The following is a 16,961-nucleotide window of genomic DNA, read 5'->3' as shown; positions in this document are numbered from 1 at the left end:
AATGTTATCGGTGGTTCTGTCACTGATACGGGGTTATTTGATTGGTCACACTATCCAAATATCTTTGAAGCGTACCGTAAAGGTGATCCTGCTATGTGGGGCTATGCGCAAATGAAGAAGAAAGGCCTGCGTGACATGGGCGCTTGCCTGAGTTCTGAAGCGGCTGGCCAATTAGCGCTAGGCTCAAAAACAATGGCGCTGCGTGTCAAACAATCGTCAAGTTCGGCATTGGCTTTAGCATTAATGTTAGAGAATCATCCAAAAGTTGAACGTGTTTATTATCCAGGTCTGGAATCACATCCTGAATATGCCCGTGCTAAATCACTATTTCGTGCATCTGGGTCAATGTTAAGTTTAGACTTAAAAGAAGGCTTGGATTGCTGCCAATTCTTGAATGAACTGAAACTGGTAATTTGCGCGACACATTTAGGTGATAACCGTACCTTAACACTGCCTGTTGCGCCAAGGATGTGCTTTTGATCATATCGATAAAATAATTCATCAATGATGGGGTGGCAATACGTGCCGCTTGTGGCAGCACGATACGGCGCATCGCTTGACTCGTGGTCATACCGATACTGAGTGCGGCTTCCATCTGGGATTTATCCACCGCCATAATAGCGGCGCGAATACTTTCTGCTTTGTAAGCGGCAAAGTGCAAGGTTAAGCCAATCACGGATGCGGTAAAGGCATCCATGTGGATCAATATTGGGAATACGCGCGGCAGACCGTAATACAGCAAAAATAACTGGACAAGGAGCGGGGTGCCACGAAAAAAAGAAATAAATAACATGGCCAATTGATTGAGTACAGGCACTTTGAACGTGCGTACCACCGCTAAGCCAATGGCTATTATCAGGGCAAAGACGACACCAATCAGTGCCATCTGCATGGTTGTTCCCAAATACTTAAGCAGTATCGGGAACAGGTTTAGCATGTACTCAAAATTAAATTGCATTTATTTTACAGTGATATCCGTTGAGAACCATTTTTCTGAAATTGCAGCTAGTGTGCCATCTGCACGCATGCTATCCAGAATTGCATTCACTTTTAGGCGTAGTTCTTCTTGTTTTTCAGTTTTCAAAAATGGCATTGCATTTTCGATCGTTTCAAACGTTGGGCCTGCAAGTTGCAACGGTAATGGTGATTTGTTAATTAATTCAAGTGATGATAAGCGATCCATCACAAACGCATCGGTACGGCCTAATGCTACATCACGTTCGATACCTGTGTCGTAGGTTTTGATGGTAATGTTGTTATTAGTATCATATTTGCGTAATAAATCAGCAAAATTAGAGCCTAAGTTTACGCCCACGGTTTTGTTTGCTAGGTCGCTAATACCGTTAATTTCGGTATTGCCTTTTTTCACTACGACTTGCGCACCGTCATACACGTAAGTTTGGCTAAATGCATATTTGGCGGTACGTGCAGGGGTAATGGTTACTTGGTTTGAAATCGTGTCGATACGACCTGTTTCTAACATCCCAAATAGACCGGAAAAATTAACCGTGATGAATTCTACTTTTGAATCATTACGCTTGGCGATCTCTTCCCATAAATCCACTTCAAAACCTTGGAGTTGATCATTTTTTGAAAAAGTGAACGGAAAGTAGTTACCTGACATGCCGACTTTAATTGTTTCTTGTGCATATGCCACGCTGGTTAATGTCGTGCTTACAAGCATTGCTGCTGCTAATAATAGTTTTTTCATGGTCCATCCTGATGATGCAAATTATATGTTTGATGGGTGCATGATATTCTAATGTAAAATGAATTATAAATAGCGTTTAGTTATAAGTAATTGCTAAAAGATAGTGTGATTAATTATATTTACCGATTTTTTCATATGTATTGGCTCCTTATTGGTTTTTATTTTGCTTTTGTGTGGATAACTGTTTATTCATGCTAGCGCTTATGCACAATTAGCAGTAAAATAATCCATTATTCTTTATAATTAATCTGGAGTGTGGAGAGTGTCAGTTTCTCTTTGGCAGCAATGCCTTTCGCGCTTACAAAATGAGCTTTCTGCTACTGAATTCAGTATGTGGTTACGCCCACTGAAAGCCGAACTTACCGATAGTACTCTCACCTTGTATGCTCCGAACCGTTTTGTTCTTGATTGGGTTCGTGATAAGTACCTTAATTCCATCACCGCATTATTTGATGAATTTTGTGGTGCTGACGCGCCTATCTTGCGTTTCGATATCGGTGGTAAACCAACGACAATCACGCAAACGACAACTAAGATTGATCGGGTGGTGGCTGCCAAAGTCATGCGCTTCCCACAAACCGATCCGTGGGAATCGAGTTCACCACAACAGCCAACCATCAATCACCGTAGTAATGTTAATCTGACTTATACTTTTGAGAACTTTGTTGAAGGTAAGTCAAACCAATTAGCACGTGCAGCCGCCCAGCAGGTGGCGAGTAATCCGGGTGGTGCTTATAACCCGTTATTTCTATACGGTGGCACAGGGTTAGGTAAAACGCATTTATTACACGCGGTTGGTAATGGTATTAAAGCGCAAAAACCCAATGCCAAAGTGATCTACATGCACTCCGAACGTTTTGTTCAGGACATGGTGAAAGCTCTGCAGAACAATGCCATTGAAGCGTTTAAAAATTATTACCGCAGCGTTGATGCGTTATTGATTGATGACATTCAATTTTTTGCCAAGAAAGAACGTTCACAGGAAGAATTTTTTCATACTTTTAATGCCTTACTTGAAGGTAACCAACAGATCATTTTAACGTCTGATCGTTATCCAAAAGAGATTGACGGCGTTGAAGATAGATTGAAATCGCGTTTTGGTTGGGGCTTAACCATTGCCATTGAACCACCAGAACTGGAAACCCGCGTTGCCATTTTAATGCGTAAAGCGGTTGAAAGTAACATTCATTTACCCGATGAAGTGGCGTTCTTTATTGCCAAACGTTTACGTTCAAATGTACGTGAACTGGAAGGGGCATTGAATCGCGTGATCGCCAATGCTAACTTTACGGGTCGGGCTATTAATATTGATTTTGTTCGTGAAGCATTACGAGACTTATTAGCGCTACAAGAAAAGTTAGTGACGATTGATAATATTCAAAAGACAGTGGCTGAGTATTATAAGATTAAAATGGCAGATTTATTATCTAAGCGTCGTAGTCGCTCTGTTGCCAGACCGCGTCAAGTGGCGATGGCATTAGCCAAAGAATTAACCAATCACAGCTTACCGGAAATTGGTGATGCGTTTGGTGGTCGTGACCATACTACGGTATTACACGCTTGTCGTAAGATCGTGCAACTAAAAGAAGAAAATCACGATATTAAAGAAGATTACTCTAATTTGATTAGAACCCTATCGTCGTAAAAGCGTCGTAAGAATCGTCGTAAAAAAGGTTATATTACATGCAGTTTACAATTAATCGCGAAGCATTATTACGACCGCTACAGTTGGTATCGGGTGCCTTGGGTAATCGCCCAACGCTGCCGATTTTAGGTAATGTGTTGCTTGATGCCAAAGAGGGTAAGTTAACGTTAACCGGTACCGATCTGGAAGTTGAATTAATTGGTCAAGTTACTCTTGAAGGTGAGTTCACTGAAGGGCGCACCACGGTACCAGCGAAAAAACTCCTGGATATCTGCCGTGGTTTACCGGACAGTGCACAAATTCAAGTGAGTTATGCGAATGATCGTATTGTGGTGAAATCAGGACGCAGTCGTTTTTCATTATCTACATTACCGGCAACCGAATTTCCAAATATTGAAGATTGGGATAACGATATTGAATTTGAACTGCTACAAGGTTCATTACGTCGATTGATTGATAATACTCAGTTCTCTATGGCCAGTCAGGATGTTCGTTATTATCTCAACGGTATGTTGTTTGAAACGGAAGGCAATATATTACGCACCGTGGCTACCGATGGCCACCGTCTGGCAGTGGCAAGCTGTGAGCATGATGCAAACTTAAAGCAACAACAAGTGATTGTGCCGCGTAAAGGTGTATTAGAGTTAGTGCGCTTGTTAGACAGTGAAGAAGACATGGTTAAGATCCAATTAGGGTCGAATAACATTCGTGCTATTACCAGCGGTTTTGTTTTTACCTGTAAATTGGTTGATGGTCGTTTTCCTGATTACCGTCGGGTATTACCAAAAAATGCCGATAAGATGTTAATATCAAGTCGTGAAGAATTAAAACAAGCATTTTCACGTGCGGCTATTTTATCGAATGAAAAATTCCGTGGTGTACGGTTGAATATGAATCAGGGCTTACTCAAAATCACGGCGAACAACCCAGAGCAAGAAGAAGCGGAAGAGCTACTTGATGTGGCGTTTGCACATGATGAGTTAGAGATCAGTTTCAACGTAAGTTATGTCTTAGATGTACTGAATACACTTAAATGTGAAAAAATTAAAATATCGTTATCAGATGCTAACAGCAGTGCGTTGATCGAAGATGAACAATCTGATCAAGCGCTGTATGTTGTTATGCCAATGCGGTTATAAGTTTAGATGGGACTGGTTAAGCTAAACTTCACTGATTTTAGAAATATTAAACAGGCATCCATGCAACCGGGTGCGGGTATTAATATTATTCTGGGTGACAATGGCAGTGGTAAATCGAGTGTATTAGAAGCGATTCATTATTTAGGATTGGGGCGTTCTTTTCGCACTCACTTAACCAGTCGCGTTGTTCAACATGGTGAGAAGGATTTCACTTTATTCTCACAATGTCAGCAACGATTAAACGATGACCGGATCACCACTATTGGGTTAAAAAAATCAAAAAACAGTGATACTGAATTAAAAATTGCCGGACAAAAAGCAGAACGACTTGCCGAGTTACCGGGGATATTACCGCTCCAATTAATTCACCCAGAAAGCTTTACCTTACTTTCAAGTGGCCCTAAATTACGTCGACAATTTGTTGATTGGGGGGTGTTCCACCTGGAAACTGAATTTTTTGCGACGTGGGCAAAACTAACGCGATTATTAAAACAGCGTAATGCTATTTTAAAATCGGGCAAACGTTATGCTGAGCTAGCATATTGGGATAAGGAGTTTGCAGTTCAAGGGACTATTATTGCGCAGATGCGTAGACGTTATCTTGAACAGCTTAATCCGATCATTAAATCTGCCTTGGCAGACTTCTTACCCGAATATGACTTTGATATTCGCTACCACCAAGGGTGGGATAGCGATATCGAGTTAGCAGCATTATTAAAACAAAATTTTATGCGCGATCAACAGTTAGGTTACACTAGCTTAGGTCCGCAAAAAGCGGATATCCGAATTAGAGCGAACGGAGTACCGGCACACGATATTTTATCGAGAGGTCAACTTAAATTGGCCGTGTGCGCAATGCGATTAAGTCAGGGACTTTTTTTAAGTCAGCACAGCAACAAGCGATGCACTTTTTTAATCGATGACTTTTCCTCAGAACTTGATGACAGTAAACGGAAGTTGCTGGCGCAGTATCTGATTGAGAGTAAGGCTCAAGTATTTGTTACGGCTATTGATAAAAGTCAGGTAACAGCTCTCTTAACGGAGGACTGTAAAATGTTTCACGTGGAACATGGCAAATTAATTGAATTTTAAATATAAAGGCGCGAGAGCTAACTATGTCTGAAAATAATTACGACTCTTCAAGTATTAAAGTACTGAAAGGCTTGGACGCGGTGCGTAAGCGCCCCGGTATGTATATTGGCGATACTGATGATGGTTCAGGTTTACATCACATGGTATTTGAGGTTGTTGATAACTCTATCGATGAAGCATTAGCGGGTCATTGTACCGATATTGTAGTGACAATACATGACGATGGTTCTGTATCTGTTAGCGATGACGGTCGTGGTATTCCGGTTGATATTCATGAAGAAGAAGGTGTCTCTGCTGCCGAAGTTATCTTAACGGTACTGCATGCAGGTGGTAAATTTGATGACAATTCTTATAAAGTTTCAGGTGGTTTACACGGTGTTGGTGTTTCTGTTGTAAATGCATTATCAGAAAAACTGGAACTGACGATCTTCCGTCACGGTAAGATCCATAACCAAATATATCGTCACGGTGTACCTGAGGCGCCAATGGCTGCGACGGGTGTTATCGAAGGCACGGGTACTAAATTACGTTTTTGGCCTAGTCATGATACCTTTACCAATACATTATTCCATTACGATATTTTAGCCAAACGTTTACGTGAGTTATCTTTCTTAAACTCGGGTGTATCAATCAAGCTAATTGATGAACGTGAAGATGGTAAATCGGATCATTTCGTTTACCAAGGTGGTATCAAGGCATTTATTGATTACTTAAATGTGAACAAAACCCCGATTAATAAAGACGCATTTCACTTCTCTGTGGAACGTGATGATGGCATTACTGTTGAAGTTGCGATGCAGTGGAACGATGGTTTCCAAGAAGCTATTTATTGCTTTACGAATAATATTCCGCAACGTGATGGTGGTGCTCACCTTGCTGGTTTCCGTGGTGCGTTAACGCGTACCCTGAATAATTACATGGAAAAAGAAGGCTTCCTGAAAAAAGCCAAATCTTCGACGGCAACAGGTGATGATGCCCGTGAAGGTCTGACTGCTGTTATTTCAGTGAAAGTACCTGATCCTAAGTTCTCTTCACAAACTAAAGATAAATTAGTGTCTTCTGAAGTGAAATCTGCGGTTGAACAATCGATGGGTGAAAAATTAGCTGAATACTTGCTAGAAAACCCGAAAGAAGCGGCAACCGTGGTGACTAAAATTATCGATGCATCGCGCGCGCGCGAAGCGGCACGTAAAGCACGTGATATGACACGTCGTAAAGGTGCGTTAGATTTAGCGGGACTACCTGGTAAACTGGCTGATTGTCAGGAAAAAGATCCGGCACTTTCTGAATTGTATATTGTGGAAGGTGACTCTGCTGGCGGTTCCGCTAAGCAGGGACGTAATCGTAAAAATCAAGCTATTCTACCGTTGAAAGGTAAGATCTTAAACGTAGAAAAAGCCCGTTTTGATAAGATGTTATCTTCACAAGAAGTTGCTACCTTAATCACCGCGATGGGCTGTGGTATTGGTCGTGATGAATATAATCCAGATAAAACGCGTTACCATCAAATCATTATCATGACGGATGCCGACGTCGATGGATCGCACATCCGTACCTTACTATTGACCTTCTTCTTCCGCCAAATGCCGGAACTTATTGAACGTGGTTATATCTATATTGCCCAACCACCACTATATAAAATGAAGAAGGGTAAACAAGAACGTTACCTTAAAGATGATGCGGACTTAACACAATACCTCACCACGATCGCATTGGACGATGCGGGTTTGTTTGTTAATCCAGATGCGCCAGCAATTCAAGGTGCAGCGTTAGAAGGTTTAGTGACTGGTTACCGTAAGATTGAAAAATTAATGGCGAAGCTAAATCGTAGTTTACCAAGAGTGTTTACTAACGAAATGATTTATCAGGCGCCACTAACCGTTGAGATGCTGGACGATGAAGCGCTAACGATGGCATGGGCTGAAGAGCTAGTTGCCACGTTAACCGCGAAAGAAATGTCGGGTACCTTGTACTCAGCACGAATTGTTAAAGATGAAGAGAGTCAATTATTCTATCCGGTATTAGCTATTCGCCAACATGGTCTAGATAATAACTATGATTTCACGCCTGGTTTCTTTAAGTCAAAAGAATACGCGACGCTGACTGGTTTAGGTATCGCCAATTTACTTGAAGAAGGCGCTTATATTAAGCGTGGTGAAAAAACTCGTGAAGTAACCAGTTTTGTTGAAGCGCTAAACTGGTTAATGGCTGAATCGAAACGTGGCAGTTATATCCAACGCTATAAAGGTCTAGGTGAAATGAACCCGAGTCAGTTATGGGAAACAACTATGGATCCTGATACGCGTCGTATGTTGCAAGTGCGTATTGAAGATGCTGTGGCAGCCGATCAACTGTTCACCACCTTAATGGGTGATCATGTTGAACCGCGTCGTGAATTTATTGAAGAAAACGCATTAAAAGTAGCTAACTTAGATTTCTAATTGCGCTATTTGATATGGATAGTTTAGAATAAGTAAAAGGAGCCGAGAGGCTCCTTTTTTGTATCTGCTGATTATGGCATTAATATTTAATCCGGCTTATGCTATTCAGATTAAACGGTTGCTGTACTTATTACCACCATTTCAGCGTAAGCTTTTTGTACTTCTTCGGCAATTATTTTGATCCCTCGTTGTACCGCATCATCGGGTTGCGAATAGTTCATGCGGATACATTCATCGGTATGACGCCATTCTTCATCTAAACCTGGGAAGAAATGATGACCCGATACGATGAGAACGCCGCGTGTTTTTAAACGCTCATACAGTTCTTGGCTGCTGATCGGCAGGTCTTTGAACCATAACCACAAGAAGATTGCGCCTTCCGGTTTATGAATGCGGAAGCGTTCATCGGTAATACTGTCTTGTAACCAAGTCACGGCTTGCTGTGCTTTGGCATAATAGTAAGGTTTGATCACGTCTTCACTTAAGCTAATGATGTCACCAGACTCAACCAGGTTTTGTGCCAGCATTGGCCCTAAGCTACCGGGTGCTAAGTTAATAATACCGCTTAAGTTCGAGATAGCGGAAATCACTTCTTCATTACCAATCACGATACCACACCGGGTGCCGGGTAAGCCGAGTTTTGAAAGACTCATGCATAAGATGGTATTGTCGTTGTAAATGGGTTCTACCGGCTCAAATATAATATTTGGAAACGGTGTGCCGTAAGCGTTATCTATCAGCAGTGGAATGTTATGTTGTCTGGCTAGCGTATCAAGGCGCTGCATTTCTTCATCCGTTAATACATTACCGGTTGGGTTAGTGGGACGCGATACGCAGATTAAACCAATATCGTCGGTAATATGCAGGTTGTCGAAATCAACATGGTACTTAAATAAACCATCATCAAGTAATTCAATCTTAGGTTTTACCGTCTCAAAAAAATCATCGCTCAGTGCCGTGTCGGTATAACCTATGTATTCCGGCGCTAACGGGAACAATACTTTCTTTTTCTTATTGCCGGCAAAGTCACCGGCGAACAAGTTGAATAGGTAGAAGAAGGCATTTTGGCTGCCATTGGTCAGGGCTATGTTTTTATCGGTTAATTCCCAGCCGTAAGTTTTATTTAATAATGTAGCAAGTGCGGTGGTGAAACTGTTCTTTCCTTGTGGACCATCGTAGTTGGACATTGCTGCAACCAGATCGCCACTGCTTAATAATTGTTGTGCTTCACTGTTAAAGCGCGCCAGCATCTCAGGGATCTGAGCAGGGTTACCACCACCAAGCATGATGACATCATCACCGCTGCGGATGCCTTCATTTAGATCATGCATTAGCTGCGTGATGCCTGAGAATTTAGTAAATCTTTGACCAAACAATGAGAATTCCATATCAGCACTTCTTGTAATTATTTAAAAGGGTAAACAACCAACATAGCGGAACTTTGAGCGCTTGTCGAGAGCTCGAGAGCGGCAAATTTACTTTTCTTACCCTTTTGTTTCACGTGAAACAAAAGGGTTTTAGTGGTGATATGTTCCACGTGGAACATCATCTAAAAGACGGATTGACGTTGTGTGCTTATAGCCAAAAGTACTGAATAATAAAGTCGTAATAACAAAAGAAATAGTCTACTAATTATGTATTTATTGTCCGCGATAGATGAGGTAAGGTTGAACTCCACCATTACAATAAAAGTCTTTAAAAGGCATGAAGAGCTTATTCCTATGCAAAGAAATTTGTTATCAGAACGTATTGAAACACTAATAGATCATCTTTCTTATGGTATTTATGAACGACGAGATGCCATAAGATTATGTTTATTAGCTGCCTTGAGTGGCGAGAGTGTGTTTTTATTAGGCCCGCCTGGGATTGCGAAAAGCTTGATCGCGAAACGTATGAGTGAGATTTTTGAAGGTGAAAGTTACTTCGAATATTTAATGACACGTTTTTCAACACCGGAAGAGATCTTTGGTCCGCTATCAATTAAAGCACTGAAAGATGAAGGTAAATATGTACGTCTCACTAAAGGTTATTTGCCTGAAGCGGAAGTTGTATTCCTAGATGAAATCTGGAAAGCGGGACCCGCGATCTTAAATACCTTATTAACGGTGATCAATGAGCGTACCTTCCATAATGGTATCGAGCATCAGAAAGTGCCAATGCGCGTTCTCGTTTCGGCATCGAATGAATTACCCAGTGCTGATTCCGGTTTAGAAGCGCTGTATGATCGTATGTTACTCCGTTTGTATTTAGAGCCTATCCAAGATAAACGTAATTTCAAAGCCATGTTAATTCAAAAACCTTTGTGCATAAACACGCCGAAATCGATGAAAGTCAGCAATGAAGAGTTCGAACTCTGGCAGCATGAGATTAATGAAGTACGTCTGAGTGAGCATTGTTTTGAAATCATTTACGAGCTTAAATTATTTTTAGAGCAACGTAATACCAGCGGCGAGATGATTGCAGAGTCGGTGTATGTCTCTGATCGACGTTGGAAGAAATCAATGCGTCTGTTGCAAGCCTGTGCTTATTTTAATGGTCGAGATGAAGTAACCGAAACCGATCTATTTGTGCTTAAAGATTGTATTTGGCATGATCTGGAATCGCGTGACGTTATTATCGAAGCCACGCACCAATTTGCCAGTAAGCGTTTTTGTGATCAAGATGAAGTTAACTCAGCATTAACAAGTATCAAGAAGCGGTTGATTAAACTCGATACTGAGTTTATTGATCGCTTTGCAACTCGCTTAACCGCTGATGTGTTATTGACTAAATTACGTTATAAATTAGATCGTGAGTTCGTACGCACCTCGAGCCTGAATGGTATCCCAGGTTTATGTAAGATAGCCTTACTTGGCGAGTACGATGTATTAGAGCAGGGCTCAAAAGAAACGGCAAAATGGGTGCATGTTGGACTGGATGATTTTCAAAAACAGATCCGCAGAGGTTCTTGTTTAGTGAAAGGCTACGTCAATGATCATCGTAATGATGTGTGGTTAAACTTTTCTGTGGATGCGAATCAGCATTTGCAGGTCCAAAATTTTGCCAATAAGAGTATTCCCGTTGCTGTGATTGTCTCTGATGCCGCATTGAATATTGATGAGAACTGGTTACAACCTTTAGCTGAGATTGATAACGAGATCACGGCTATTGCGGATAAATTGAAAAAAAGCCAGCACGAGTTTAGCTTAACCAATCATAATATTTTCGTCAGTGAGGACTTTATGGAGGATGTGGCAAGCAGTCTTGGCTCTTTATCATTAGAGCTAAATAACTTAGTGCAACGCAAAGCATCGTTATTAGACCGTTTGAATGCCATTGCGCATTTGTTTGAACAAGGCTAATTGGTATGGCTCATTCTCGTAATCACAGTCCCGCTATTCAACAATTAGTTGATGATGCCTTGTTAGATATTACCGCCCATGATCGCGTCACCAGTGATATTAAGCTGGCGTACATTGATGATTGGAAGCAGCAGATCATGAGCTTATTAGCAGATATGCCATTACCTGCTGGTTTGAGCAATGAGATCCATTTATGTGAAACCGCTCGTTTATTGAGTCCGAGCAACTTTAGAAATAAAGTTGAAGGTATTTTAAGTAAGATAAAAGCCGAATCGGCATTTTATAATACCGGCTTAACTATCTATCAGCAAAACAGAAGCATGCCGGATAATGTGTTCTTTGCGGTATTTTTAGATAGTTGGCAGCAAGCCATTGAGTTACTGCTTTATCAAGAACAAAGCCGTTTAATTGAAGAGAAACGAGAACAGTTACTTATTGAGTTAGCCGAACGTGAAGAAACCATTGAGCAGCTAGAAGATGTGCTTGATAGTGATCTGCTGTGCAATGGCGAGCGTTTATGGGATCTGGCGAAAGGTAAGTTGACCCATTTGGATACCAAATTATTGCAACGTTATGCGGTTAATTTACGTAAGAACAAAGACGTTAAAAAAATTGCCTCTGAGCTTGGACGCATGGCGCTTGCGCACATTAATCCGGAAGAAACGCCAAACAGTTATGAAACCTGGGTATTGGATAATAGCTATCAAGATAATGTGCCTGATGATATGCAAGGCGTGACTTACAGTGATGAGATCTCACGAATGTTGCAAACCGAAGCCGTTAACTTAACGTTTCCTGAGTTAGAGATCATCTTTTATAAACGTTATATTGAGCGCCATTTATTAACTTATCAGTATCAAGGTGCACTGCAACAGTATAAAAAAGTAACCCAGTATCGTGATATTACCGATGCTGATGAGCAAACTGGCGGACCTTTTATTATTTGTGTTGATAGTTCAACATCGATGCATGGCTTTCCCGAACTCACGGCAAAATCGATTTGTTATGCGTTATTACAGATCGCATTTGAACAACGCCGTCAATGTTACTTGATGATGTTTTCCAATGAGGTGATCACGTTTCCGGTTACCCAAAGCACCAGTCTGTCAACCATGCTGACGTTCTTGTCATCCAGCTTTCGTGGTGGTACCGACTTGCAACCTGTCATTGAAAAATCGCTGGAGTTGATGAGTTCGGCACAATATAAAAATGCTGATACCATCGTTATTTCTGATTTTATAGCACAGAAATTACCAACCCATGTGGCTGATAAAGTACGTGCAATTAAAGCGCAAAAAAATCGCTATCATGCTATTTCATTATCATCGCAAGGTAATCCAGAGTTAATGAAAATATTTGATCACGTTTGGCGTTATTCAGCCGGGCTAACAGGGCGGTTGAAGAAAGTGAAATAGTCGATGTTCCACGTGGAACATGCTGTATTACATGGCCGTGTTTGTTGGTGTCGTGAATGTTTACGTTGAAAAGAGAGTTGATAGTAAAAAGCCAGCATCATCGATGCTGGCTTTTTTATACGTAAGACTAATTTTAATTAACAGTTACTTCTGTAATAGAGAAATATCCGCGACATTTAAGAATTGGTTACGCAGTGTATTTAGCAATGTTAAACGGTTAATCTTAAGCGCTTCATCATCAGCCATGACCATCACGTTGTCGAAGAATGTATCTACAACATCGCGTAATTCAGATAACTCTGTTAATGCTTGTTGATAATCACCCGCGGCAAATAATGGCGTGAGTAATTCAACTTTAGCGTCAACAGCAGCGGCTAATGCTTTTTCTGCATCTTCTTGCAGCAGAGATGTATCAACCGTTGTATTTAGTTCACCTTCAAATTTAGCCAGGATATTACCAACACGTTTGTTCGCTGCCGCTAATGTTGCAGCAGCATCTAAACCACGGAAATGATTTACTGCTTTCACACGCTTATCAAAATCAGCCGGTTTAGTTGGGCGGCGCGCAAGTACTGCTTGAATTACATCAACGCTGATACCGGCATCTTTATACCATGCAGGGAAACGACCAAGTATAAATGCAACAACATCCGTTGATACGTTTTGGTTTGATAGTTTGTCACCGAATAATAATTTTGCGGTATCCACTAAATCAACAAGATCTAAAGGCAAATCTTTTTCGATAATGATACGCAATGTACCAATCGCAGCACGACGCAGTGCAAACGGGTCTTTATCCCCTTTAGGGATCTGACCAATACCAAAGATACCAACCAGTGTATCGAGTTTATCAGCAAGTGCTACCGAACAAGCAACTAATGATTCAGGTAGGCGATCACCCGCATAACGCGGCATGTATTGCTCGTTAAGTGCGATTGCGACTTCTTCTGCTTCACCGTCGTTACGTGCATAGTGCATGCCCATCACACCTTGAACGTCAGGGAATTCTACCACCATGTCTGACATTAAGTCAGCTTTAGCCAGTAGACCTGCGCGTTGTGCGTGTTCAGTGTTGGCCGAAATCTTACCTGCAATCGCAGCGGCTAGATCTGAAATACGTTGTGATTTTTCTTTTAACGTACCCAGCTGTTTTTGGAATATAACAGTTTCCAGATCAGCAAGACGACTTTCTAATGTGCGTTTTTTATCTGTGTTAAAGAAGAATTCAGCATCAGCTAGGCGAGGGCGTACAACTTTTTCATTACCTTCAATTACTTGTCTCACATCTTTACTGATGATGTTGGAAACAAAGATAAATTTAGGTAACAGTTCACCATCTTTACTTAGCATAGGGAAGTACTTTTGGTTGTCCTTCATCGTATAGATAAGGGCTTCCGCTGGTACGTCTAGGTAACGTTCTTCAAAGTTACCGACTAATGTTACTGGCCATTCGACTAACGACGTGACTTCTTCAAGTAGGGCTTCGTCGATTTCGGCAACACCGCCATGTTCTTCTGCAGCGGCGATAACTTGCTGACGAATTACCTCTTTACGACGTGCGTAATCAACCATTACCATGCCGTGATCTTCAAGTAGATCAACGTAGTTGTCAGCGTGTGGTAATTCAAAATCACCTTTGCCGAGGAAACGGTGTCCACGAATAGTACGTGCCGCTTTAATACCTAAGATCTCACCTGCAAGCGCTTCATCACCAAATAACATCGTTACTGTATGTACTGGGCGGATGAATTGAATAGGGCTGCTACCCCAACGCATCGGTTTGCTTACTGGTAGTTTAGCTAATGCTGTTGCGACCATGTCTGCGACAAGCACTTGTGTTGCTTGACCTTTAACTTCAGATTTATGCAGTAGCCATTCGCCTTTGTCGGTTTTAATTCGACCGGCTTGCTCAACAGTAATACCATTACCACGAGCCCAACCTTGCGCCGCTTTCGTTGCATTACCGTCGGCATCAAATGCCACAGAAATCGCAGGACCGCGTTTTTCGATTACTTTATCTGCTTGAGAATCTGCAAGTGCTGTTACTGTTAACGCTAAACGGCGAGGTGCTGCCATCCAGCTAACGTCAGCAAATTCTAAACCGGCTTTTTTTAGTTCCGCTTGGAAGTTTGCTGCAAACGCTTCTGCTAATGTGCGTAACGATTTTGGTGGTAATTCTTCAGTACCAATCTCGATTAATAAATTTTCAGTTGCCATGCTACTTCCTATTTTTCTTTGTTGCATAACGGGAAGCCTAGCGCTTCACGAGATGCGTAATACGCTTGTGCAACACCTTTAGAAAGGGTACGGATACGTAGAATATAACGTTGACGTTCAGTCACTGAGATTGCATGGCGCGCATCTAGCATATTAAATGCGTGGCCAGCATCAAGAATGCGTTCGTATGCTGGTAGTGGTAGCGGCACTTCTAAATCTAGCAGCTTTTGCGCTTCTTTTTCACTTTCATCAAAGAGCGTGAATAGGAAATCAACATTGGCATGCTCGAAGTTGTAAGTTGACTGTTCAACTTCATTTTGGTGGAAAATGTCACCGTATTTAACGGTACCCAGTGGACCATCAGTCCATACTAGGTCATAGACGCTGTCTACTTCTTGGATATACATCGCAAGACGTTCAAGCCCATAAGTCATTTCACCGGTAACCGGTTTACACTCAATACCACCAACTGCTTGGAAGTAGGTAAACTGCGATACTTCCATACCGTTTAGCCAGATTTCCCAACCCAGACCCCAGGCGCCCAATGTTGGGTTTTCCCAGTTATCTTCAACGAAGCGAATATCGTGAACTAATGGATCAAGACCCACTTCTTTCAGTGAATCCAAATACAATTCTTGGATGTTTGCTGGCGATGGTTTAAGCACTACTTGAAATTGATAGTAGTGTTGTAAACGGTTTGGGTTTTCACCATAACGGCCATCGGTAGGACGACGTGATGGTTGAACATAAGCAAATGCCATTGGCTCTGGCCCTAATGAACGTAAAAACGTCATTGGGTGAGAGGTGCCGGCACCTACTTCCATATCGAATGGTTGTACAATCGCACAACCTTGGCGAGCCCAGTAATCCTGCAGCGCTAGGATCAGCCCTTGAAAAGTTTTAACATTATATTTTGACATGATATCTGCACAATAAAGCAAAGAAATAATCATCAAAGTATACCTGCTGCGCAGATATGAATATAGGATAAATTACAATATTTGGTCTTGTTAGGGTGGTTTTTTCAGGTATTTCCACTTGCTTAGCAAGGCTTGGTTAGAAAAGTGGGGCGGGTATAAGAGGTACGCGAATATGCCGGGGTGATACTCGCGTGTGTCGATGGACTAGCTTACGCCTTTTTTAATCAGATATTGATACGGCAGTTGCTCTGTTTGGCTGGCCACTAAGGTGTGATCCATAAACTGACAAAAGCTGGGGATATCACGCACTGTCGCTGGATCGTCAGCAATAATTAATAACGTTTGACCTTCATCGAGTTTTCTTACTGTTTTTCGTACCATCATCACCGGTTCTGGACAGCGTAAACCAAGGGCATCTAGTTCATGTTCTGGATTTGAAAATAATGGATTCATCAGGTTTCTCTATGTGGTCAATATACGTAAATAGACTAATATTAATGAGTGAACGTAATTATGTATTGGTAAATTATGATTATGTTGTTAAATTGTTAATAACCGTGTGACATTTATCTTGCACCGTTAAGTAACCATCAACAAGGAGTGTGTATGTTACTACAAGCCAGTGGCAGACTAAAAGTATATTCTTCAATCGCTTTTTTTTCTTTATTAATCATGCTTATGGAAGTGCCTATTGCCGATACCGGTACTTGGCTCGGGGTATTAAGCATTGTTGGGATCGCCGTTTGGGTCGAATTAAGTGATTATTTTGTCGAAGAAGACAATACTGAAAATAAAGCCGAAAAAGTCAAACATGACGACGATAATAAGTAAAAGTAGCAGAGGGTATATCGCCCTCTGTGTTGTTATCTAGCCCTCCTAATTTTCTCTCTTGTCATGGTAAAACTTCAATTGTTATCTAAGCTTAATTCTACTATCTGTTTATTGGAGTTGATTATGAAAGGTAATACCAAGGTTATCACCACCCTTAATGGGTTGTTGCACAATGAATTAGCGGCAATTGATCAGTACTTTACGCATTC

The 16,961-nt window shown here is 41.4% G+C and carries 13 protein-coding genes and 2 pseudogenes; 9 read left to right on the top strand and 6 right to left on the bottom strand.

Annotated features, from left to right (window positions below):
- Positions 1 to 480: PLP-dependent transferase (locus PE36_RS22140; RefSeq protein WP_006034348.1), on the top strand; the 480-nt coding region annotated here is incomplete at its 5' end.
- A 40-nt stretch (positions 481 to 520) separates the two neighbouring features.
- Here the strand turns inward: PE36_RS22140 and PE36_RS24225 are convergent.
- Positions 521 to 937, bottom strand: a pseudogene (locus PE36_RS24225) (amino acid ABC transporter permease); the annotation flags it as partial.
- A 21-nt stretch (positions 938 to 958) separates the two neighbouring features.
- Positions 959 to 1,711: an amino acid ABC transporter substrate-binding protein gene (locus tag PE36_RS22135; protein ID WP_006034345.1), complete on the bottom strand. Its 753-nt coding sequence runs from the start codon at positions 1,709 to 1,711 to the stop codon at positions 959 to 961.
- Between the two features lie 262 nt (positions 1,712 to 1,973).
- Between PE36_RS22135 and dnaA the strand changes: the two genes are divergently transcribed.
- Genes dnaA through gyrB form a run of 4 tightly spaced genes read left to right on the top strand, consistent with a single transcriptional unit; the run spans position 1,974 to position 8,028 of the window.
- Entirely contained in the window at positions 1,974 to 3,356 is a 1,383-nt protein-coding gene (gene dnaA / locus PE36_RS22130; protein WP_006034344.1) for a chromosomal replication initiator protein DnaA, read from the top strand.
- 38 nt (positions 3,357 to 3,394) lie between these two features.
- Positions 3,395 to 4,495, top strand: coding sequence for a DNA polymerase III subunit beta (dnaN, locus tag PE36_RS22125; protein ID WP_006034343.1), 1,101 nt, complete (start codon positions 3,395 to 3,397; stop codon positions 4,493 to 4,495).
- A 6-nt stretch (positions 4,496 to 4,501) separates the two neighbouring features.
- Positions 4,502 to 5,587, top strand: coding sequence for a DNA replication/repair protein RecF (recF, locus tag PE36_RS22120; protein ID WP_006034342.1), 1,086 nt, complete (start codon positions 4,502 to 4,504; stop codon positions 5,585 to 5,587).
- A gap of 23 nt (positions 5,588 to 5,610) precedes the next feature.
- Positions 5,611 to 8,028 carry a DNA topoisomerase (ATP-hydrolyzing) subunit B gene (gyrB, locus tag PE36_RS22115; protein WP_006034341.1) on the top strand — a complete coding sequence of 806 codons (2,418 nt, stop codon included), beginning with the start codon at positions 5,611 to 5,613 and terminating at the stop codon, positions 8,026 to 8,028.
- A gap of 110 nt (positions 8,029 to 8,138) precedes the next feature.
- Here the strand turns inward: gyrB and PE36_RS22110 are convergent, their stop codons facing one another.
- Positions 8,139 to 9,416, bottom strand: a complete 1,278-nt coding sequence (locus PE36_RS22110; protein WP_006034340.1) for a valine--pyruvate transaminase — start codon at positions 9,414 to 9,416, stop codon at positions 8,139 to 8,141.
- A 333-nt stretch (positions 9,417 to 9,749) separates the two neighbouring features.
- Between PE36_RS22110 and PE36_RS22105 the strand changes: the two genes are divergently transcribed.
- Positions 9,750 to 11,369, top strand: coding sequence for an AAA family ATPase (locus tag PE36_RS22105; RefSeq protein WP_006034338.1), 1,620 nt, complete (start codon positions 9,750 to 9,752; stop codon positions 11,367 to 11,369).
- 5 nt (positions 11,370 to 11,374) lie between these two features.
- Entirely contained in the window at positions 11,375 to 12,784 is a 1,410-nt protein-coding gene (locus PE36_RS22100) for a hypothetical protein (protein WP_006034337.1), read from the top strand.
- A 144-nt stretch (positions 12,785 to 12,928) separates the two neighbouring features.
- Here the strand turns inward: PE36_RS22100 and glyS are convergent, their stop codons facing one another.
- From glyS to tusA, 3 genes are all read right to left on the bottom strand, one after another.
- Positions 12,929 to 15,001 (bottom strand): glycine--tRNA ligase subunit beta, encoded by a 2,073-nt coding sequence (gene glyS, locus PE36_RS22095; protein ID WP_006034336.1) that lies wholly within the window; start codon positions 14,999 to 15,001, stop codon positions 12,929 to 12,931.
- 8 nt (positions 15,002 to 15,009) lie between these two features.
- On the bottom strand, positions 15,010 to 15,921 hold the full coding sequence (gene glyQ / locus PE36_RS22090) for a glycine--tRNA ligase subunit alpha (RefSeq protein WP_006034335.1): 912 nt from the start codon (positions 15,919 to 15,921) through the stop codon (positions 15,010 to 15,012).
- Positions 15,922 to 16,125: 204 nt separating this feature from the next.
- Positions 16,126 to 16,374, bottom strand: coding sequence for a sulfurtransferase TusA (gene tusA, locus PE36_RS22085; RefSeq protein ID WP_006034334.1), 249 nt, complete (start codon positions 16,372 to 16,374; stop codon positions 16,126 to 16,128).
- A gap of 153 nt (positions 16,375 to 16,527) precedes the next feature.
- Here tusA and PE36_RS22080 point away from each other — a divergent pair, with 153 nt between their 5' ends.
- The gene (locus PE36_RS22080) at positions 16,528 to 16,752 is read left to right on the top strand and encodes a hypothetical protein (RefSeq protein WP_006034333.1); all 225 of its coding nucleotides are present in this window, start codon (positions 16,528 to 16,530) and stop codon (positions 16,750 to 16,752) included.
- Between the two features lie 123 nt (positions 16,753 to 16,875).
- Positions 16,876 to 16,961: pseudogene (locus tag PE36_RS24815) on the top strand (bacterioferritin); the annotation flags it as partial.

The organism is Moritella sp. PE36, from assembly GCF_000170855.1.
Classification (GTDB): Bacteria; Pseudomonadota; Gammaproteobacteria; order Enterobacterales; family Moritellaceae; genus Moritella.
The sequence above is the reverse complement of the archived record's forward strand: the minus strand, read 5'-3'. Positions and strand labels throughout refer to the sequence as shown.

Excerpts from the sequence above, each read along its gene's own strand:
- PE36_RS22080 (WP_006034333.1), top strand. The coding sequence starts at position 16,528 with ATGTTACTACAAGCCAGTGGCAGACTAAAAGTATATTCTTCAATCGCT.
- glyS (WP_006034336.1), bottom strand. The coding sequence starts at position 15,001 with ATGGCAACTGAAAATTTATTAATCGAGATTGGTACTGAAGAATTACCA.
- PE36_RS22110 (WP_006034340.1), bottom strand. The coding sequence starts at position 9,416 with ATGGAATTCTCATTGTTTGGTCAAAGATTTACTAAATTCTCAGGCATC.
- recF (WP_006034342.1), top strand. The coding sequence starts at position 4,502 with ATGGGACTGGTTAAGCTAAACTTCACTGATTTTAGAAATATTAAACAG.
- gyrB (WP_006034341.1), top strand. The coding sequence starts at position 5,611 with ATGTCTGAAAATAATTACGACTCTTCAAGTATTAAAGTACTGAAAGGC.
- PE36_RS22135 (WP_006034345.1), bottom strand. The coding sequence starts at position 1,711 with ATGAAAAAACTATTATTAGCAGCAGCAATGCTTGTAAGCACGACATTA.
- dnaN (WP_006034343.1), top strand. The coding sequence starts at position 3,395 with ATGCAGTTTACAATTAATCGCGAAGCATTATTACGACCGCTACAGTTG.
- glyQ (WP_006034335.1), bottom strand. The coding sequence starts at position 15,921 with ATGTCAAAATATAATGTTAAAACTTTTCAAGGGCTGATCCTAGCGCTG.
- PE36_RS22105 (WP_006034338.1), top strand. The coding sequence starts at position 9,750 with ATGCAAAGAAATTTGTTATCAGAACGTATTGAAACACTAATAGATCAT.
- PE36_RS22100 (WP_006034337.1), top strand. The coding sequence starts at position 11,375 with ATGGCTCATTCTCGTAATCACAGTCCCGCTATTCAACAATTAGTTGAT.
- tusA (WP_006034334.1), bottom strand. The coding sequence starts at position 16,374 with ATGAATCCATTATTTTCAAATCCAGAACATGAACTAGATGCCCTTGGT.